This window comes from Ensifer sp. CCNWLY38 (assembly GCF_037120565.1).
Lineage (GTDB): Bacteria > Pseudomonadota > Alphaproteobacteria > Rhizobiales > Rhizobiaceae > Ensifer > Ensifer adhaerens_H.
The window spans coordinates 149,096-168,997 of the sequence record NZ_JBBBBO010000011.1 but is presented as its reverse complement, the minus strand read 5'-3'; the positions used below and the strand labels follow the sequence as shown (position 1 = coordinate 168,997).

The window sequence follows — 19,902 nt, the reverse complement described above, 5'->3', positions numbered from 1 at the left end:
GACCGAAAGGACCTCGCGAACCTATCGTTCGGGTTCGGTCAGCGGTGCTAGCGCCCTGTCAGCGCTCAGGACCGGTCTCGGAACAGGTCCTCTTAGTGCCGGTAGATAGGCAATAAGGAACAGCCCCCATGCCAACATCCAGCATGCGGCTGCGGCGACGATGGGATCGAAATACACGCTGCCGATCCATTCGGCCAGAATGCGGATCATTGCGGCGAGGCAGGTAAGAGCGAAAGCGCATCCCATCTTCCCGTTGAGCACGAGCACGCCTCCGTCGCGGGCCATCGCCGCGCGCATCATGAGAGCCGCCATCATTGTTCCCATGGCCCCCATGGTCGCCGCATGCAAAGCGATCGCGGGTGACATCCGGTCTGGAAATATGGTCGCGAAGCCGATGAGCAGGAGAGCTGCCGGCGTCCAGGAAAAAGCAAGATGCAGAATGAGGAGCGCCGGGTAGCGACGGGTTCTCAGGCATTGCCAGCCGCGCATTTGTAGCACGAGCGCCAAGCCGGACAGTACGAGGAAGATGCCCTCTGCGTTCGTTTGCGCGGTAGCATTGAAGCAGGCGGCCGCAACTATGCCGCCGACGGCCAGGTAGGAAAGCCCGGGCTGGTCCCGAACGAGACCTGCCTCACCAGTTCGTCCGAGCCAGGAGCGTGTGAAGGCGGGCACCGCACGGCCGCCGATCACGGTGATCAGGGCGAGGAAGATCCGCGGCACTGCATCTGCGACGAGATAGCTTGCCTCTCCGTCAAGCCACAGCGGGCTGAGCATGCCCATCAGCGCCATGGCGAACGGTGCCCAGAGGCGGCGTCCCGCTCTGCTCGATACAACCGCCTGGGCGAGAGCGACCGCGAGAAAGACGAAGTAGGCGGACATCCCGACCGCTGCAGCAACGACCGGGAGGTGCGCCGAAAGAGCCGTCGTCAGGCGGGCCACGCACCAGAGAACGGTCGCGAACACGGTGACACCAGCTGAGACGGGGCCCTTCTTTGTCCAGGCGGACAGGGCGGTCAGCAGGTAGCCGCCTGCCGCCGCACCGGCCATGCCGAAGAGAAGCTCATGGCCATGCCAGGCAGCTTTGTCTGGTCCAATTCCCTCGGGCAGAAGCCAGACCGCAGGTGAGACAAGCGCCCATAGGCCCGCCAGAAAGAACAGGGGTCGGTGCGGCGCCTGCCAGATCGATGTCCACGCCTGTGGCGCCGCGATCATCAAATCGTCTGGAGGCCGGCCTCGAAGCGCGGAAACAGCACGGCATTTTCGAGATGCATGTGCGTGACGAGGTCGTCGGTAAGCTTACGCAACCCGGTGTAAAGCGCGGTCCACGAACCGCAGGCGCCGTCCGGCAAGGAAAGCCCGTGGGTGACATGCTCGATCGTTCTCAGATGCTCCACCTCGTCGTGGTGCTCGCGCCGCATCTGCGCGATCGGATAGGAAATCGTCGCGCCATCACCGCGCTGCATCATCGGAAACAGCACGAGCTCTTCCTTCATCATGTGGCTTTCGAGCTCGTCCCGCAGCGCTTCCAGGGCTTGGGAAAGCCCGACAGGGGCCGACGGATGGCCGCCGTGCACCCGTTCCACCTTCTGGGCAAGCGGGATCAACCATGTGAGCTCAGCACGGTGCGTTTGGTGGTACCTGTGGAGGAGGTGGGCGATGAGATCGGCGGTCTCCTCAGGGGCATCTCGGCTTGCGGAACGCTTGAGCGTTTCCAGTTCTGTCAGCAATGCCGAAGGGGCGATACCGGCCTTGAGGGCGGCTTCCGACAACAACATCTTGCCGCCGCAACAGAAGCTGATGCCGTAACGGCGGAAGAGTTCCGCGGCCCCCGGCAATTCGGCTGCGATCGTTGCGACTGTGCTTTCGAGGCTGAGATCGGTCATTATCTGTTCCTTGCTGGATGCTTGCAGACGGATTCCGAGCAGCGCTTGGACGTATCGGACGCATCGAAGTCGTCTGGGGTTGAGGCAATGTGTATCGGCCCCTCCGGCGCCGGGGACGTCCGGGCTGCCGTGCGGCGCAGAGAGCATCCTTGACTACGCGAGGTGAGGATCTTCGTCTTTGTGCCGGCGCAAACGCCAGAAACGCGCGTACGTCTCGTCGTTGACCTACCGGTTCCTCTTAGGTACGGGGCGTCGTCCGCCCAGGAATCGACTTCGACAGCGAGCCGTTTTTTTTGACCGGTAATATGTCCCGAGTCAGGTCAGCGTCGCACGCATCCGCGAGGTCGACAACACCGATCCCACCTTGTCCCTCGAGCACGGTGAAGCTGACGATGCTTAACGTAGAGTAAATGTCACGCTCGGGTCACGCGACAAGGAGACGATGTCGCGATAGGTTGCAGGGTCATTTCAAACCCTGGAATGCCGCTCATAGCGCCTTCGGTTCCTTCAGCATGGCCAGCGCCGACGCGGCATCCCGTATGGAGTGGAATATCATGCGCCGCTATCTGTTCAACATCTATGCAGCAGGCGTCGTCAGCCGCGACGAAGTTGGCCGGAAATACCCATCAGATGGACCCGCAGTTGCCTATGGTCAAAGGATTGTCGATGAACTGACCAAGGACGACGACTATCGCGACGCCGTCATCGATGTGGTTACGGCTTCAGGGCGTCTGGTTGCGCGACTGATATCGAGCGAAACACCGCTCGTGCATCATGTGAGGCAACCGACGCGACAGATTTCGCTGCACTGAGCCTGCTGATCTCGCCAATTTGCGGACAGGCCTACTGCATGTCTTCTTAAATCAACCTCGATTTGAGGGCAAAGACATGCAGCGAATCAAAGTGTTACAGCGACCTTTGCGCGTCTGATAAGACGCGCGGCGCTGTAGTGGATTGATCCGGGTGGACAACCGAAAGCAAATCCTATGCAGCCTGTTCGCGACCTGAGTTGTGATCGAACAACGTCCGCGCTGCTGCCGCCAGCAGATCCGTTTGCGAAATCAGTCCCAGCACATGATGGTCGTCATCGACGATGATGACCGCGTGAATTGTTCCGCTGGTGAGCGCCGGAAGCAAGCTCATCGCCCGGTCGTCCTGGCGCGCGACCACTGGCGTTGCAACGTTGCTGCCGACGGTGGCGCCGGGCTCGGTCAGCTCCCTCAGTCCGACTGTACCGACAAGTCGCTCGTTTCCATCCTTTACGGGGATGGTCCGGATATTGTGTTTGAGAAGCAACGAGCGCGCCGCCTCGCTGCTGTCGTCTTGATGGACGCAGATGACGTCGCGCGACATGATATCCCGGCACAGGATGTGGGGTGTCGCCCGAATTGCCGCCTGCAATTCCACCTGGCGCAGCACCCGATCAAGATCCTCCCGGCTGATGTCAAAGGTTTCATCCAGCGCCTCGAGCGCGGCATCGACATCCGCACCGGTAAAGCCAACCCGGCGACTGGCGGGCGGATCAATGGTCGCGTGCGTATTTGCGGGCGGAGCGACGACGTGCGGGTAGTTGCGTTTCGCCAGCTTGTGAAACAGGATCCCGAGAGCCACCAGCAGGCACGAGTTGAGCGCGACGGGCACCAGCGGGAACAGGAGACCCCAGCTCGCCACGACAGGGCCGCCAAGCACTGCCGTCAACGCAGCGGCCCCGCCGGGCGGATGCAGGCAGCGCGTAAACGACATCGCCGCGATCGCGATCCCCACGGCAATACCGGTTGCGATCAGCGGATCCGGCACGAACATAGCTGACAGAACACCCACGAAGGCGGAGATCGTGTTGCCGCCGACGATCGACCACGGCTGGGCAAGCGGGCTTGCGGGAACGGCAAACAGCAGAACCGCGGATGCGCCCATCGGCGCCACGATCAACGGGAGGCTGGCACCGCCACCAAAGATACTGCCGCTGATCATACCGGTCAGGAGGATGCCAACCAGCGCTCCGAGACATGCAATCAGGCGCTCCCTCAACGTCGCTCCCGCCAGGATCGGTGCGAAGAAACGACGGCCCGGCGGTTGCGACGGCGTCTGGTTGGGCGAATTGGTCATGCAGTCACCTGTAAATGGCAGCGCGCAGGTTGAACATTTCAGTGGGCGCCAGCGTCGGTATGCAATGCACGGCGCAGGATTTCGATCGCAGGGGAGTTGGCCGCCCTACGATAGATGAGCAGTGTCTGAATTTCACGCAATGAATGGGTTTGAGCCTCGCCTGGCCAGTCCATCAGTTCGAATACGGATCGTGGCACTACACCGATCGCGTCACCGGCGGCAACGCTCGCAAGGATGGCGTGATAGGAGGAAACCTCCTTGGTCGCAATCGTCGGCGACGGACGTGCCCATTGTTCCGCGACACGGCGGTACGTGCATCCGGGTTCGAGCGCCGCCAACCAGTTCACACGCACGTCCAGGGCGGATTTGATCGGCGGATGCGACGCGGGCAAGACGATCAATACGTCTTCGCGGTAGATCAGATCTCCATCGAGGTCCTCGAGTAGGTCAGGTTGCGACATCGCGATATCGCTTGGCAAACGTGCGATCAGTGCGCAGTCGATTTCTTCAGCGAGCACGGCTCGGGTCAGTTCCTCCGTTGAGCCCATTGTAAGCCTCAGCGCCAAATTCGGGTGCGCTCGGTTGATCGACTGCAGAACAGGCGGTAGGCGGCTGGCAGCGGTACTCTCCATGCTACCCAGCCGCAAGACGTCCGGCATTGCCGTCGGTTTCAGCGCGTTGCGCGCCTCGTCACCGAGCGCCACCAGCCGTGTGGCGTAGGAGCGGAAAAGACGCCCCTCGCGCGTCAGCGTCATCTTCTTGCCGTCGCGGCTGAACAGGCCGACGCCCAATTCTTCCTCGAGTGCGCGAATACGGTTGGTGACGTTGGATGGCGCACGGCCAATCTCGATGGCGGCACGGGTAACGCTGGTGCGCTCGGCTACCAGCAGGAAAATCTCAAGGGTCGTGAAGTCCATTTTTATCCACGAGGGGAATGAAGCTGCTTTATTGTTCTCGAATGAGGAACGATAATCAAGGTGATCTCGTGAAACTGCGTTCGAAACATTCCCGGAAACGGAGAAAGGCCATCGACCATGTGCACGCCTGATGAGGACGATATTCCGCCGCGCTTTTCGTCACCGCCGTGCCTGATGCACGAGGTGGACCCGACCTACATGGGCATCGAGTCTCCTGAGACGATCTCGATCGCGCACTGGCGGGAGCAGGAGAGAAAAAGGCTGATATCCGCCCGACAGGGCATTCCGATTGCAGAGCGGACCGCAAGGGCAGACGCGATCGTCGCTGCGCTCGACCAGCTTCTACCCAACGTTCGAGGCGAAACGATTTCGCTATATTGGCCGTTCCGTGGCGAGCCGGATCTGCGCGCTTGGATGAACACACTCACTGCCCGCGGCGCCGACTGCGCGTTACCGTTGGTGCTCGCCAAGGCAAAGCCTCTCGGCTTTCGGTCCTGGCGCGCTGGCGAGGCGCTTGAGAGGGGTGTTTGGGGAATCCAAGTTCCGTCGAAGGGGCGGGATGTTCAGCCGACCATCGTCATCGCACCGGTCGTCGGTTTCGATGAGGGCGGCTATCGCTTGGGCTATGGTGGGGGCTATTACGATCGCACACTCGCCGCCCTTCAACCGAAGCCATTCGTGATCGGCGTCGGCTTCGAACAGCAAAGAATGGAGAGCATCAGACCGCAATGGCACGACATCGCGATGGATGCGATCGTCACCGAAGGACGAACGCTTTCAAGTACCCTCGGTCAAGGGCGCAAGGGTGCGAGTTCTGCGAACTGCAGATAGAAGCCGAGCGACACGATGGCGACGGCGAGCGCAACGGTTCGTGAGGCGAGCCGGGCCGCCAGCCATGAGAGCGCTATGCCGGCGACGACCGCCATTGCACCGAACGATGGCCCCTGATGACTGAAAGCCAGTCCCAAAGCGGTCAATCCAGCTGACATCGCAAGCGTCGTTCGCACCGCGTCGCCACGCGACTGCTGGCCGCGGACATTGCGCACGAAACTCAACTCCGTCAGGCTGAAGGCCATTGAAACGCTCAGTGGCAGCGATAGCAGCAACCCACTCCACATCATCCGACAATCCCTTGGTTGGATGTTTCAGACAGAGTGAAGCAAGAGTTGGGCCATCTGAAACGGTGTTGCATTTGCGCGCCCACGCGCCCGATCTGCGGGAGAAACCGGCAATTGCCAGGCAAACTGCACGTTCCTTGTGCAAATCAAGCGCTTGCGATGGCATGGGCATGATCCGCTTTGCGGCCACGCTCGCTTTCCAGGTCGACCGTCAGGCGAAGCAAGCCGTGGCGATGCCCGCAGCTCGCGTGCGTCGCATTCGATGCGTGAGTCAGGTGCTGTTTTCGTGATTTGCCTGTAGGCTTGTTGTTCGCTTCTAGAGGCAACCGGGAGGGTGTCATGAGTGACCATGTCTACAAGAAGGTAGAACTTGTCGGCAGTTCGAAGTCTTCCGTTACGGAGGCGATCGAAACGGCGATCGCGCGGGCGTCGAAAACCATGAGAAATCTCGAGTGGTTCGAGGTCGATCAGATCCGGGGCCACATCAAGGACGGCGAAGTGGCGCACTACCAGGTGGTCATGAAGGTCGGTTTCCGGATCGACGACTGACGCACAGCCGCGCTGCTCGCCGGCACTTGCCGGTTACTTGAATCTGTCGACTCTGCTAGTCAGGTTGAACAGCTTGTAGACGCTCGCGTGAAGCGAGGTCGCTGCCGGTGTCCTGAATTATTGCCCGATCCAGGAGGACGGAACGGCAGGCGTTCGCCGTCTAACCGAGCCCAAGGGATGGATGACGATGGCTGAACGACGATACGGCGAAGCGCCGCCGAAGATAGATATCACGATTGCCGGTGCGGATTGGTATGGCCGGCAGATCGATCGCGAGCGTCATCAGAACACTCTGTTCGTCGATCTCGACCTGACCGAGGCGCAGACCGTTGGCGTCGTCTTCCAAGAATGCACCTTCCGGCGGGCGCGCTTCAATGCCTCGTCGCATCAGGCGGGTGCCTTCGTGAACTGCACCTTCGTGTCCTGCAAATTCTTCGACAGCCGGTTCACCGAGTGCAAGTTCGTCGGCAGCATGTTCGATGCATGCGACTTCGACCAGATGCAGGCCTCAGGCGGCGATTGGTCCTTCGTCGGCTTGCCCGGCGCCGGTCTCGGCCGCGCTTCCTTCAAGGAGACCCGCTTGCGGGAGGCAGACCTTACCGGTGCCTCCTGCAAGGGTGGCTCGCTGAGAGACGTCGATCTCTCCGGCGCGTGGCTGCACGGCATCGATTTCACAGCCTGTGATCTCAGGGGCAGCGACCTCAGTGCGATCGAACCGGAAAACGTGCACCTCAAGGACGCGATCATCACGATCGACCAAACCATCACCATCGCCGAGGCATTGGGCCTCGACGTGCGGCGGAAGTGAACCCTCCCCAGGAACTGGATGCGTTGATGAAGGACAGGCGCGCGCCATTGCGTTCTGGGTGAAGGCTGATTGGTGACAGGCGAATGGCGGGCCCTCCGGACCGTGAAGCACAAGCCAGATGTGTGGCTGATCGCTACCCGCCGCCCTCCATTTGGATATCCGGCGCTCGCGCTTGTCACGAGGCCGGTGCGCATCCGAACGGCTCAGGTCACTCCGCGGTCAGACCGTCAAAGACTTCGAGCATGGCATCGCTGATGGCTTTGCCGAGCGCGGCTGCAGTTTCGCCCAGCGTCTCCTCATTCATGTCGCGAGCAGCCATAGCAAAGGCGGCGCCCTCGGCCGTGACGATTTCCTGGGCGCGCTGGATTGCCCAAAGTGCGAAGTCGCTGCGGCCGCTGATCTCGACGGTTTCCATGATTTCTCCTGATTGGTTTGAGCGAGTGCGTATAGCCGATTTAGCAAACATTGGGGCCGCGCGCTGGAGCGTGTTCGAAAGATCCACATGCGTCTCCACACGTTCTGATCGTTTCGGATGAGAAATGGCCCCCGGACAGTCGGCACTCCATCGTCTCAAGGACGGTGGACGGGCGCTAACGCGCAGTTGAGCGATAGGCAAAGTCCGGCGCTGAGATCAGCGCCGCCTAGCCCAAATTGAGGAGTTCGCCACCCGTTTGATTCGTTGCCTTTAATGGCCGTCGCTGTCACGTTGCTAGCTCGTGAATGCCCACCGGACGGGCGGTATCCCGTGATGCTCGCCGGATTCATTGCCGGTCACTCACGGCATTGTTTGTAGAGACATTTTAGGCCTGTCGTGAATTACGGGACGGAGGAGGAGCCGCCCCGTCTCACGCCTGCGACATGTCTCGTGCCCGCCAGCTTCGGTCAAAGCCACTGCGCACTGCCGCGCCGCGTGGGTTACTTTCCGATTGTCTGTGGGATGTAGACGACAGCCCGATCACCACCGTCCGAAATTGCGCCGCCGACGGCAAGATAGGCAGTTATGGCGAGGGCTGAAAGGAGCATGATTCCGACCGGCAGTCCGGTTGATGCCCTTTGTTCTGGCCAACGCTCCCTGTCGTACATCATCGGTTCCTTTCTTGGCGCTGCAGCATCGGGCGAGGGCGCCCGGCGAAATAGGAACGCCGAAAGACGGGGAGGGTTCCCAACCTTGCTGCAGTTGAACGGACGCATGGGCCCTATCAAGCGCTGAAGACAAGCCGCGGTTCGTCGGCTTTCGGCGGCGCACTCGCGTACTGAGAACAAAGCGATCGACGACAGCCGGCGACCGCTTGCAAGCGTTGCTGTGCGTGAGCCCGCTCGGTAAGGTGACATCCGGCATCGAATCGCTTCTCTACGCCGGTGGCGTTTGACGGCGCGTTCAAGCCCGCGGGAGGGACCGGCAAGCTGCTTTCGGCGAACCGGATATCCCGTTTTGGAGCATTTATCTTGGAAAGCCCGCGTACTGCATAAAGTTGTAGGTACCCTGGAAATGGAATATCCATAAACTCGCGCTAGACCGATCGACATTGGTGAATCGGGAGCGGTGGATGCGAAGAGAAGTACAGTTCAACGGGCAGAGGGACTGGCGAATCGCGCGATATGTCATCGGTGGCATTATTGGTTTCGCCGTACTCGCACAGGTTTTGGTCTATCTCAGCCTGGTCGCTCTCGTCGATCGGCCCTATGCGGCCGCCGTGGTTGGCGCCGCGTTGATCTCCCTGTTGATGGGCGTGCCGCTGATCGTCCTCGCTGCGACGCAGTTTCGGCGGGCCCAGCGCCTTCGCAACCAGATCAACCATGTCGTCGCCCACGATGCCACGACGGGCTGCGTAACCGGCCGCGGGCTGGTCCAGCAGGTCAATGGCCTCGAGCGTCGCCGGCAACGCGCCGGCGAAGAGCTTCACGGAGCACTCATTCATCTCAGGATCAACAACCTCGACGATGTCGGTGCCGCTTTCGGTCCGGCCTGGAGCGAAGAACTGCTCCAGTTCGTCGCCTCCACCATCAGCACCTCGGTGCGGCGCGATGACATCGTCGCTCGAACCGGCCCGGCAAGCTTCGACGTTCTTTTGGTCGGCGCGAGCGAGTCGGATGCCGAGCAGGTTTCCATCCGCCTGACGAAGGCATTGGCTTCGGCACACTTCTCGGCAGACGGCAGCAAGGTCGATCTGGCACTCAGCGTCGGCGGCGCATTGTTCGACGGCAGCGTAGATCTCGAACGGTTGCGCCGTGCGGCAGCATCCGAAGCTGTATTGGTTGCCAGCGAGGGAACGCAAACCGTCGATTTCGTCCGGCTGCCTTCAGCGTGATTTACTGGTGCCAGCGCCAGTGCCGGGAAAATAGGTAACCTCCGCTCGCAGCGGCTGAGGCTATGGTAAGGAATTCCCGCTGCCGTTGCGTTGACGGCGACGTTGCAGTGGGCCGAAGCGCCTTGCTACTTTGGGCAGCCGCGGCTGATTTATTTTATTTCAATAGGTTAACGGTTACTCTTGTCGCCACGCGAATGTTCCATTTTTGCAACATAGCCGTGCGAAAGCTTGGGGCGCCATAGAACCACCCCAAAATTGGTGGCCGCGTTATATTACCTCTGTATTATCTATCGGTAAATTTCGGCAGTTGTAACGCACGCTCGGATTCGCCAGCATGACGTACTGATTGCGAGGGGGATAATATTGAAAGTGGGGAAAACTTTTAAGGGCGGGCTTTTTTCCATTCTGCTCGCGTCAACCGTATTTGCAGGTGGCGCGGCCGAAGCGATGACGCTGAGGGAAGCGCTTCAGATCGCGATGGAATCGAACCCGGAAATCGGGCAGTCGATCGAGAACCGCGAGGCCATCGAGTTTGAACTGCGGCAGGCGCGCGGTCTCTATCTGCCGAGCGTCGACATGGAAGCTTCGACGGGCGTTCAACATCTTGAGGACGAAGCCCGTCGCCTTGGTTCCATTGAGAACGATCCGCTCTATCCTTCCGACGTCGGGCTGACCATTACGCAGAAGCTCTTCGATGGCGGTGGTCGTCGCGCCGAACTGGAGCGTCAGGCGGCGCGCGTCGACAGCGCCTCCTTCCGGGTCCTCGAACGGTCCGAGACGATCGGTCTGCAGATCGTCCGCGAATATTTCGAATATATTCTCCAGCAGCAGATCGTTGCGGAAGCGCGCAAGAACGTCGGCGTGCACCAGTCGATCCTGTCGGATATCAGCTCGCTGATTTCAGGTGGCGCCCTGACCGATGCGGATCGCCAGCAGGCGAGTGAACGCCTGTTGTCGGCCAAGGCCCGTCTGCAGGAAGCAGAGGAATCGCTCGAAACCGTCAAGATCAGCTTCAACCGCCTGGTTGGCCAGCCGCTCACGAAGCCGTCCATGCCGAAGTCGGTGGCCGGCGTTCTGCCGAAGACGCTCGAGACGGCAATCGGTATCGCCCGCGGCAGCAATCCGCGCATCAAGGCCGCCGATTCTGATATCAGCGCTGCGGATTCGCAGGTCAAAGCGGCACGCTCGAACATGCTTCCGGAAGTCTTCGCCGAAGGGCGTGTGCGCACGGGCAACGATATCGACGGCGCGACCGGCAACAGCTGGGATGCCCAGGCGCGTATCGTGGCGAAGTGGAACCTCTATCGTGGCGGCATTGATATCGCCAACGAGCAGGAGCAGATGCGCCGCGCAAGCGAACAGCGGCTGGTCTTCCACCAGGCACATCGCGAGGTCGAGGAAGCCGTTCGCATTTCCTGGGAACGCCGCAACAGCCAGTACGAGATCTCCCGCACGCTGAACGCGCAGGCTCAGATGAACGTACAGCTCGTCGAGTCCTATCGCGAACAGCTCAAGGTCGGGCAGCGTTCGCTGCTTGACGTGCTCAGCGCGCAGAATTCGCGTTTCAATGTCAGCGTTCTCGCGAAAACCTCGCAGTACGCCGCTCTGTTTGCCGAGTACCGCTTGCTTGCGGCGACCGGCCAGCTCCTTTCGACGATGCAGATCAAGGCGCCGGCCCAGGCCGAAGCCTATGCCCGCAACGAGTTCAATGTTCCGGATACGCCGCCCACGGAAACCTATCGCCGTGTTCCTTCGCGCCAGACGAACGACTTGCCGCTCGATTTGTTGGCGCCGATCCGGCAGAAATGATAGTCCTCGTCAAGGTGGACACAATCGGTGGTAGTGCAAAGCATTGACAGGCATGTGCAGATCGGCCCGTCTTTGACTGGCTTTTCCGAGGCGTTCAAGGAGATCTGTATCTTCTTGAACCGCCCCTCGTCGGACAGCGTGCTTTATTCCGACGTTCCTTTCGACGCGCGGTTGCCGAGTGCCGAGGACGTCTCACGTATTGCGGAGCGGGTCGGCCTGGAAACGGAAATCGTTTCCGGGCGCGCGATCGGCAATCGTGATTTCGTGTACCCGCTGCTGCTCGTCTTTCGCGACGGCAGCGCCATGGCGCTTTTGGAAGAGGCGCCTGACGGCACGTTGAACCTTTCGAACAGAGCTGCTGCCCCCGGCGAAGCGGCGGTGAAACTGTCTGAGTTGCAACTCGGCGGTCTCGCCTATGCCTTGTCCTTCTCAGCCACCTATCTCAATACGGCGTCCGGCCGCGGCGTCGGCGAGGCCCGTAACATCGACCGCCGGCATTGGCTGACAGCCACGGTCAAGCCATTCTGGCAAGCCTATGTGCAGGTGGCGATCGCGGCTTTTTTCATCAACGTGCTGGCGCTGGCCGCGCCGCTGTTTACGATGAACGTCTATGACCGGATTCTGCCGAACAAGGCGATGGCGACGCTTTGGGTGCTGGCGCTTGGCATCAGCACCGCCATCCTGTTCGACTTCCTGCTGAAGACGGTTCGTGCCGCGCTGATCGACTTTGCCGGACGGAAGGCCGACCTGAAGCTCTCCTACATGCTGTTCGAGAAGATACTGCATGCGACGATGGCATCGCGGCCACCTTCGACGGGCGAATACGCCAACAGAGCGATGCAGTATGAATTCGTTCGCGAGTTCTTCACCTCGAATACGCTCAGCACCCTCATCGACAGCCTTTTCGTCTTCGTTTTCATCGCAGCGGTCTACGCGGTTGCAGGCTGGATCGCGCTCATCCCGGCGGTCGCGTTCCTCTTGAGCGTCTTGATCGGCTATGTCGCGCAGTACAAGATCGGCAACCGCGTCGCCGCCGCCTCGAACGAATCGGCCCAGCGCCAGGCGCTATTGGTAGAGACGATCAGCGCCATCGAGACGGTGAAGACGCTGCATTCGGAAAAGCAGCTTTTGCGCCGCTGGAACGAACTGGCCAAGCACTCTTCGAACACGGCCGAGCAGATCAAGGAGATCTCCTCCTGGGCCTCGCACGCGACACAATTCGTGCAGCAATTGGTGACGGTCTGCATTGTCGTCGCCGGCGCTTACGAATTCACTGAAGGCAACATCTCCTCGGGCGCGATCATTGCGGCCAGCATGCTTTCCGGCCGTGCCGTCGCGCCGCTGGGGCAGATTGCGATGACGCTGGCACGGCTGCGTCAGGCGATTTTGTCGCTGCGCATCCTGAATGCGGTGATGGAGCAGCCGGAGGATCGGCCGGACACGATCGGTTTCGTCAACCGCGAGGTCCGCAGCGGCAGCATCACTTTCACCAATCTCGATTTCGCCTATCCGGGAACCGACTACAAAGTGGTCAGCGGCATGAACGTGACGATCAAGGCGGGCGAGCGTGTTGGCATCATTGGCCGCATCGGTTCGGGAAAGACCACGCTCGGCCGGCTTCTCGCAGGTCTCTACGCGCCCAGCGCCGGCCGTATTCTGCTCGATGGCGTCGATATCCGGCAATTGCATCCCTCCGTCGTCCGCTCGGCCGTCTCCTTCGTGTCGCAGAATTCCGACCTGTTTTCCGGCACCATCAAGGAAAACCTGCTGATGGCGAACCCGACCGCCAGCGATGAAGAGGTGGTCGCGGCAGCCCGGCTTGCCGGCGTCGACGACTTCGTCTCCCATCATCCGCGTGGCTATGACATGCCGGTCGGTGAGCGCGGTTCCCAGCTTTCGGGCGGGCAGCGCCAGGCGGTCGCCATTGCCCGACTGTTGTTGCGCAAGCCGAAGGTGGTGTTCCTGGATGAGCCTTCCGGGGCCATGGACCTCGCCAGCGAGCGTGAGCTGATCAACAAGCTCTCCAATGTGTTCAGCAGCGATGTCACCCTTCTGATCTCCACGCACCGTCACAGCATGCTGAGCCTCGTCGATCGCCTGCTTGTTCTCGACCGCGGGCGCCTCGTCGCCGATGGCCCGAAGGCCGCGGTCATCGAACAGTTGCAACGACGCTCCGGTCCTGCCGGACCGGCCGAGGGGGCGGGGCTATGATCCACGCTCCCGACATGACGACGAAGCAATGCCTGTCCGCAAGTGGCGGGAGGGGGCAGCATGACTGAGAAACCGCCGCTTGCTGCCCGCGCCGGGCTGCTTGTCATCGGCCTGCTGATCAGCTGTTTCGTCGCCTGGGCGGCGATTGCCGAAGTGGACGAAATCGCACGTGGCGAAGGCAAGGTCATTCCCGTCTCGAAGACGCAGATCATCCAGTCGAGCGAGCCCGGCATCGTGCGCGAGATCGCCGTGCAACTCGGGCAGGTGGTTCGTCGCGGTGATCTGATTCTGCGGCTCGACGACACGGCCAGCGGCTCCTCGCTTGGCGAGCTCGAAGCCAAAGCACGGTCGCTGAGCGCGCAGATAGCGCGCCTGGAACTCGAAGAGAGTGGGGCCTACGACGCCAAGTACAATTGCCCCGAGAATGTCGCCAAGGTCGCACCGGCTATCTGTGCCAACGAGGAGCAACTGCTCCAGGCGAAGGCTGGAAACTTCAACAACAAGCTGTCGGTCATGCAGGCGCGCGAGGGTCAGCGTCAGAAGGAACTGGCGGAGGCGCAAGCCAACATCACCCGGCTGACCGAGAGCCTGCAGGTCACGGAACGGGAACAGGGGCTCATCGAGCCGATGGCCAAACGCAAGCTCATCGCTCAAACGGAGCTGCTGCGGGTCGAAAAGGAATTGACCGACACCCGGGGACAGCTCGCCCTCTGGAAGCAATCGGTCGGCAAGCTGGAGGCGGCGCTCGAGGAGGCGTCGCTGCAGGTCACCGAACTCTCCCTGCAACTGAAGCAGGAGGCCCTGGCCGAAAAAACGGAGGCCCTCTCGCAGCTTTCCGTGATCGACGAAACGATCCGCGGGGCGACCAGCCGGGTCGCCAACACCGATATCCGTTCCCCGGTCGACGGCATCATCAATACGTTGGATGTCAACACGGTCGGTGCCTATGTGACGCCGGGCGCAGTGATCGGCGGCGTCGTGCCGACGTCGGAGACGCTGCTCGTCGAGGCGCGGCTTTCGCCGCGCGACGTCGCCTTCGTGCGTCCGGGCCAACCGGCCTTGATCAAGGTCTCCGCCTATGACTTCTCGATTTATGGCGGCCTCGGCGGCATCGTCGAAACCGTCAGCGCCGACAGTCTCGTCGACCAGAACAATGGCGAGACCTATTATCTCGTGCGCGTTAAAACCGATACGGCTGCGCTGGTGAAGGACGGGCGGGAATATGCCATCATGCCGGGCATGATCGCTTCGGTCGATATCATGACGGGCAAGAAGACGATCCTTGCCTATCTGATGAAGCCGATCAACAAGGCGCGTGAGGAAGCTCTGCGGGAGCGCTGATGAATGAACGAAACGCAGCCTCCACCGTCCGGTGAGGACCTGAGCGCGCTGCGGTTCCGCGTTGTCACCGTCGGCGGTCAGCGCCGCGGGATCAAGCTCGAGGAAATCTATTGGCAGTGTCTTGGCGAACTTGCCGCGCGGCAGGGACGAAGACTTGCGGATATTGTTGCCGCTTGTGAAAGAGAGCTTGAAGGCGAGGGGAATTTGACGGCGCGACTGCGCTATGTCGCCACGCGCTACATGCGCGACCAGCTTATCGGTGCCAGGCAACGCAGCAATCTGGCGATCGTCGCCGGTCAGGTGCGCGCCAGCCCAACGCCTGCCTTTGCGCTCACGGGAAACAAGAACATCGTCGCCTTCAACCCCGCGTTCCTCTCCTTTGTCCAGTCGCGGGTTCTGCGGTCCCAGCAGCCGCAGCCGGCGCGCGGCTTGAGGCTCGCATTCGATGTTCAGTTCGTCGATCTTGTCCGCCGTTTGAAGGCAGCTCCAGGCGAACCGCAGCCCGCGGGCTTCACCATCGGCGTGCAGGGGCAGGTGACGCGCGGCAAACTCAACGCCGCACTGGCCCCGCTTGCCGACCAGGACGTGATCATCGGCTTCATTCTGGCCTGAGCGCTCGGAGGTGCCGCCTGCCGCGAGGACGGCTGGGCGGCGTTCATGAATAGGTCTGATCGGTGAAGACGTCGACGTGGGAGCCGAGGCTCAGCGAACCGCAACGCCTTCGCCGGGCATGACATCCGCGAAAGGTGCGGCAGACGCGACCTTGTCATCGGTTGTCTTGATGCCATGGATCCAGGAGCGATCGGCGCTGACCGAAAAGAGCGCCTGATAGCTCGGAAGCGCGCGGTCAAGCTTCACTTCGTCGCTCAGGTTGTCGAGGATGAAGTGGCCTTGGCTCGTCGTGATTGCGAGCACCGCGTGATAGAGGTTGCGCCGGACATCGCGAAGTACAACGATCGACATGGCCTCTGACGGCAGGCCGGCCGCCTTCAGGGCGGCCATCTTCAGGATGGCATAGTCTTCGCAGTCACCCTTGCCGCGGGCAAGAATTTCATCCGGCGTCGGCCAGTAGTCCTTTGAACCGTAGTTCTCCGCATCCGGCTGATAGCGCACGATCCGGTTCACCGTGCGGTTTATGCCGCTGATTTTCTGGCGGAATGCAAGACCGTTGGCGTTTTCGATCGCCTTGCCGAGAATGCCGCGGGCGGCACAACCGCTCTCCTGTGCGCAGTGGTTGAAATCTGCCGCCACGACTGCCGGATAGACGGTCTTCCATTTGCGCGCCACTGGGATTGAAGAGACGCGGAAGGCGACCGAGTGGAACACCGCGGAGGGTTCCGAGTCTGGCGCTGCCCCGTTGCCGAGGTTCGGGCGCGCAGTTACCGCCACCTTCTGTACGTGCCGGCTCTTCAGAGCCTCGGAGGCCTGCTTCGACAGGGTGTTGATCGTCTCCGTGGCGACGGCTGCCAGAGGGCTTGCCATGCTCAGCATCTGCTGGAAGAGACCAGCGTGGAGCATACCGGACTGGCCCGCCTGAACGGATGATGTCGCAGATAGCGACACCAGGCCGATGGCGAACACCGAAGTCTTCAGGTATTTTCCGCAGTGCTTCCAGCTGTTCTTGTTCATTGCCGTGTCTCTCGGTTTCGTGAGGACACTGTACGAATGAAAAGAAAAATGCCGGTAAAGCGGTATGTATTATTTAGTGTGCCCGGGAACAATACGTTTTGTGTAAAATTTTAGTCAAATTTTATACTTGTGTATTCTTTCGGATCAGGTCGCCAGCCCACCTTATAGACACACCCGCAACATCGTCATTGGCGGCATATCGCGTGGATTGCAAATCGCGACCGTTTGTTTCGCAGATCCTCCTGAAGTTCCCTAAGCGATAAGCCCGCATGTCGATTCAATGGAAGGGCTCAGGTGTCGTCGAGCACGATTTCGGGGCCACTTTTTCGAGTCGCCGTACGCCCGCGCGGAAGATGGTTATGGACCAATGACCAGAAATACTAAATTTGTACTAAGCTCACCAATTTTGGGTATTAGCATAATATATTATGCTGTTTTTCGCTAATCCCTCAGCCCCCGATTGCGCTCCAAAAAGCTTGGTGTTTTCTTGCTCGCAAAGGTCGAGGGGTATTTCTATGGCAACCGAAGGCACCACAATTTCGAACGAAGCCGCCGCTACGCAGGCAGAGGCAATCGAGTTCCGCAACGCGCCGGATGGCAAGGCTGACCGACTGGTGGCGCAGGCGGCGACGGGAGCAGAGGGGGAACCCCAGCTCGTCGACCCGGCAACCGGAGCGCCGGTGAAAGGCGCCGAGACAGCGCCACAGACGCAGCCCATGCCCGCGACGGTCACCGCCGATGCTTCGAACGTGGTGCACCTGCCCGCAGGTGCGTCGATCGAGAATATCAAGGTCGTCGGTACCGATATCGTTTTGGAACAGCCGGACGGTTCGACGATCACCATTCACAACGCCGCATTGAAGGTTCCGACCTTCGTCATCGGCGACGCTGAAATCCCGCGCGAAACCCTGGTGGCCGTGCTCGGCGAAAACGGCATCAACGTTGCAGCGGGTCCGGACGGCAGCATCAGCGTCGTCTCGAACCAGAGCAGCGGCGGCGGTTTTGGTGACGCCAACGCGGACATTGGCCAGGCCGGACCGGTCATCGGTCTGTTGCCGCCGACCGCCCTGGAATTTCCGACGCTTGAGGCGACCGAGCTTCTTCCCTTTACGCTTGACCCCAATGACAACCCGTCGATCATCCCCGATGGCGGCAGCAGCGATCCCAGCGGCATCCTCGTGAGCGACCGGCAGGTCGACGAAGCTGGCCTCGCCGGCGCATCGCGCGCCGGCGATGGCAGCGCTTCGGTCAACGGCATCTTCACGATCTCCGACCCGGACGGCCTGGACGATGTCGCCAGCCTGACGATCAACGGCCAGACTTTCGCAATCGGCGGACTCGTCGGCCAATCGGTCGCGGGCCTGTTCGGCGTGCTGACCATCACCGCGTACAACCCCGCCACTGGCGCGGCGCAGTATACCTATGCACTGACGAGCCCCGTTACTGGCTCCGGCCCGGGCGCAAATGTCGAGCAGGACCGGGATACCTTCAATCTGACGGTCACCGACGTTGACGGCGCGACCGGTACGGCGACGCTACGCGTGGATATCGTCGACGACGTTCCCTCGATCGGTATCACGGATCCGGCCTCGTCCAACGTGGTCGAGGGCCAGGCGCTTGCCGGCAACTGGACGCTTGCGGCCGGCGCTGACGGTGTCGGCACAGTGGACGTCACGGTGGGCAATACCACGCAGACCCTGGCGCTGACGGCAGGTCAGTCGGTGGTGTTCGCGCTTGCCGAAGGCACGCTGACGGTCAATGCCGACAAGACCTGGTCGTTCGATGCGGCCAGCAACCTCAACAATGCCGGTGGCGTCAACGTCACCTTCTCGCTGTCGGCCACGGATGCCGACGGTGACACCACGAGCAACAGCCAGACGATCACGGTGACGGATGGTGCTGGCCCGACGGTCGATCCGCTTGCGGCCTCCGCATCGCTGACGCTCGATGACCAGACCCTTGCGGACGGCTCAACGCCAGGTTCGAACACGAGCGCCGGCACGATCGGCTTTGCTGCCGGTACGGATGCGATCGCGACGATCGCGTTTGGCGACACCAGCGGTCTGACCAGGGCACTGACCTGGGATCGCGTCTCCGATACGCAGATCGTCGGCCGCGCCGGCGGTGTTGCGATCGTCACGCTCGACCTGGTGCGCAGCGGCGACAGCGCCACGGTGACGGCGACGCTGAACGACAACTACGCCAGCCATCCCGGCATAAATGCCGACGACCTTGCGAGCCTCGGCTCGGTCAAGGTGATCGCGTCCGATACAGATGGCGACACGGCTGAGGGCACGGTGAACGTATCGGTCTCCGACGACGTTCCCTCGATCGGCATCACGGATCCAGCCTCGTCCAACGTGGTCGAGGGCCAGGCGCTTGCCGGCAACTGGACGCTTGCGGCCGGCGCTGACGGTGTCAGCACCGTGAATGTGACGGTCGGCAACACCACGCAGACCCTGGCGCTGACGGCAGGCCAGTCGGTGGTGTTCGCGCTTGCCGAAGGCACGCTGACGGTCAATGCCGGCAAGACCTGGTCGTTTACTGCGGCCAGCAACCTCAACAATGCCGGTGGCGTCAACGTCACCTTCTCGCTGTCGGCCACCGACGCCGACGGCGATACGACCAGCGACAGCCAGACGATCTCCGTCACCGATGGTAGTGGTCCGACGACTGCAGCGGAGGGCGGAACCGCGTCGCTGACGCTCGACGACCAGACCCTTGCGGACGGCTCGACGCCGGGTTCGACCACGAGCAGCGGCACGATCGGCTTTACGGCCGGTACGGATGCGATCGCGACGATCGCCTTTAGCAACGACACCAGCGGCCTGACCGGTGCGCTGACCTGGGATCGGGTCTCCGACACGCAGATCATCGGCCGTGCCGGTGGTGTGGCGATCGTTACCCTCGACCTGGTTCGCAACGGCGACAGCGCCACGGTCACGGCGACGCTGAACGACAACTACGCCAGCCATCCCGGCATCAACGCCGATGACCTTGCCAGCCTCGGCTCGGTCAAGGTGATCGCGTCCGACACGGACGGCGACACGGCTGAGGGCACGGTGAACGTGTCGGTCTCCGACGACGGTCCGTCGATCGACATCAGCAAGATAGCGGCGCCGGCGGCGCTGACGGTCGACGAGATGGTGCTGGGCACGGATGCGTCCTTCAGTGTGGCGAACGTGTTCCAGGGCGGGTTCTCGGCCTATGGTGCGGACGGTG

17 protein-coding genes are annotated in these 19,902 nt (G+C 61.4%); 10 read left to right on the top strand and 7 right to left on the bottom strand.

What is annotated here, in order from left to right; all coding sequences use genetic code 11:
* Positions 1 to 21: 21 nt before the first annotated feature.
* Positions 22 to 1,212, bottom strand: a complete 1,191-nt coding sequence (locus V7S54_RS23340) for an NnrS family protein (RefSeq protein WP_336408901.1) — start codon at positions 1,210 to 1,212, stop codon at positions 22 to 24.
* Positions 1,212 to 1,883, bottom strand: coding sequence for an iron-sulfur cluster repair di-iron protein (gene ric / locus V7S54_RS23335; protein WP_336408900.1), 672 nt, complete (start codon positions 1,881 to 1,883; stop codon positions 1,212 to 1,214). Before ric ends, V7S54_RS23340 begins: the two co-directional genes overlap by 1 nt.
* Before the next feature lie 512 nt (positions 1,884 to 2,395).
* Here ric and V7S54_RS23330 point away from each other — a divergent pair.
* On the top strand, positions 2,396 to 2,695 hold the full coding sequence (locus tag V7S54_RS23330; RefSeq protein WP_336408899.1) for a DUF6894 family protein: 300 nt from the start codon (positions 2,396 to 2,398) through the stop codon (positions 2,693 to 2,695).
* Positions 2,696 to 2,867: 172 nt separating this feature from the next.
* Here the strand turns inward: V7S54_RS23330 and V7S54_RS23325 are convergent, their stop codons facing one another.
* On the bottom strand, positions 2,868 to 3,989 hold the full coding sequence (locus V7S54_RS23325; protein ID WP_336408898.1) for an HPP family protein: 1,122 nt from the start codon (positions 3,987 to 3,989) through the stop codon (positions 2,868 to 2,870).
* A 38-nt stretch (positions 3,990 to 4,027) separates the two neighbouring features.
* Complete coding sequence (locus V7S54_RS23320) at positions 4,028 to 4,906, bottom strand: LysR family transcriptional regulator (protein WP_336408897.1); 879 nt, start codon at positions 4,904 to 4,906, stop codon at positions 4,028 to 4,030.
* 117 nt (positions 4,907 to 5,023) lie between these two features.
* Between V7S54_RS23320 and V7S54_RS23315 the strand changes: the two genes are divergently transcribed.
* A complete protein-coding gene (locus V7S54_RS23315) occupies positions 5,024 to 5,737 on the top strand; it encodes a 5-formyltetrahydrofolate cyclo-ligase (RefSeq protein ID WP_336408896.1) in 714 nt (237 codons plus the stop codon).
* Here V7S54_RS23315 and V7S54_RS23310 read toward each other — a convergent pair.
* Positions 5,698 to 5,982: a hypothetical protein gene (locus V7S54_RS23310; protein WP_336557241.1), complete on the bottom strand. Its 285-nt coding sequence runs from the start codon at positions 5,980 to 5,982 to the stop codon at positions 5,698 to 5,700. The genes V7S54_RS23315 and V7S54_RS23310 overlap by 40 nt on opposite strands.
* A gap of 381 nt (positions 5,983 to 6,363) precedes the next feature.
* Here V7S54_RS23310 and V7S54_RS23305 point away from each other — a divergent pair, with 381 nt between their 5' ends.
* Positions 6,364 to 6,573, top strand: coding sequence for a dodecin (locus V7S54_RS23305; RefSeq protein ID WP_057249612.1), 210 nt, complete (start codon positions 6,364 to 6,366; stop codon positions 6,571 to 6,573).
* Positions 6,574 to 6,760: 187 nt separating this feature from the next.
* On the top strand, positions 6,761 to 7,381 hold the full coding sequence (locus V7S54_RS23300) for a pentapeptide repeat-containing protein (RefSeq protein ID WP_336408894.1): 621 nt from the start codon (positions 6,761 to 6,763) through the stop codon (positions 7,379 to 7,381).
* A 208-nt stretch (positions 7,382 to 7,589) separates the two neighbouring features.
* Here V7S54_RS23300 and V7S54_RS23295 read toward each other — a convergent pair whose 3' ends face one another.
* Positions 7,590 to 7,796, bottom strand: coding sequence for a hypothetical protein (locus V7S54_RS23295; protein ID WP_058326980.1), 207 nt, complete (start codon positions 7,794 to 7,796; stop codon positions 7,590 to 7,592).
* Between the two features lie 1,132 nt (positions 7,797 to 8,928).
* On the opposite strand from V7S54_RS23295, the gene V7S54_RS23290 reads away from it, so the two are divergent.
* The 5 genes from V7S54_RS23290 to V7S54_RS23270 all read left to right on the top strand — a co-directional run bounded on the left by V7S54_RS23290 (position 8,929) and on the right by V7S54_RS23270 (position 15,663).
* Positions 8,929 to 9,690, top strand: coding sequence for a GGDEF domain-containing protein (locus V7S54_RS23290; RefSeq protein ID WP_065375888.1), 762 nt, complete (start codon positions 8,929 to 8,931; stop codon positions 9,688 to 9,690).
* 360 nt (positions 9,691 to 10,050) lie between these two features.
* On the top strand, positions 10,051 to 11,499 hold the full coding sequence (locus V7S54_RS23285; protein ID WP_442892605.1) for a TolC family outer membrane protein: 1,449 nt from the start codon (positions 10,051 to 10,053) through the stop codon (positions 11,497 to 11,499).
* A gap of 33 nt (positions 11,500 to 11,532) precedes the next feature.
* The gene (locus V7S54_RS23280) at positions 11,533 to 13,710 is read left to right on the top strand and encodes a type I secretion system permease/ATPase (RefSeq protein WP_336408957.1); all 2,178 of its coding nucleotides are present in this window, start codon (positions 11,533 to 11,535) and stop codon (positions 13,708 to 13,710) included.
* Between the two features lie 60 nt (positions 13,711 to 13,770).
* Positions 13,771 to 15,051 (top strand): HlyD family type I secretion periplasmic adaptor subunit, encoded by a 1,281-nt coding sequence (locus V7S54_RS23275; RefSeq protein WP_336408893.1) that lies wholly within the window; start codon positions 13,771 to 13,773, stop codon positions 15,049 to 15,051.
* A 3-nt stretch (positions 15,052 to 15,054) separates the two neighbouring features.
* A complete protein-coding gene (locus V7S54_RS23270) occupies positions 15,055 to 15,663 on the top strand; it encodes a ribbon-helix-helix domain-containing protein (RefSeq protein ID WP_065375884.1) in 609 nt (202 codons plus the stop codon).
* Positions 15,664 to 15,753: 90 nt separating this feature from the next.
* Here V7S54_RS23270 and V7S54_RS23265 read toward each other — a convergent pair whose 3' ends face one another.
* Positions 15,754 to 16,680, bottom strand: coding sequence for a transglutaminase-like cysteine peptidase (locus tag V7S54_RS23265; RefSeq protein ID WP_234793157.1), 927 nt, complete (start codon positions 16,678 to 16,680; stop codon positions 15,754 to 15,756).
* Between the two features lie 515 nt (positions 16,681 to 17,195).
* On the opposite strand from V7S54_RS23265, the gene V7S54_RS23260 reads away from it, so the two are divergent.
* Positions 17,196 to 19,902 (top strand): beta strand repeat-containing protein (locus V7S54_RS23260; RefSeq protein WP_442892602.1); only part of this gene is annotated, 2,707 nt, incomplete at its 3' end.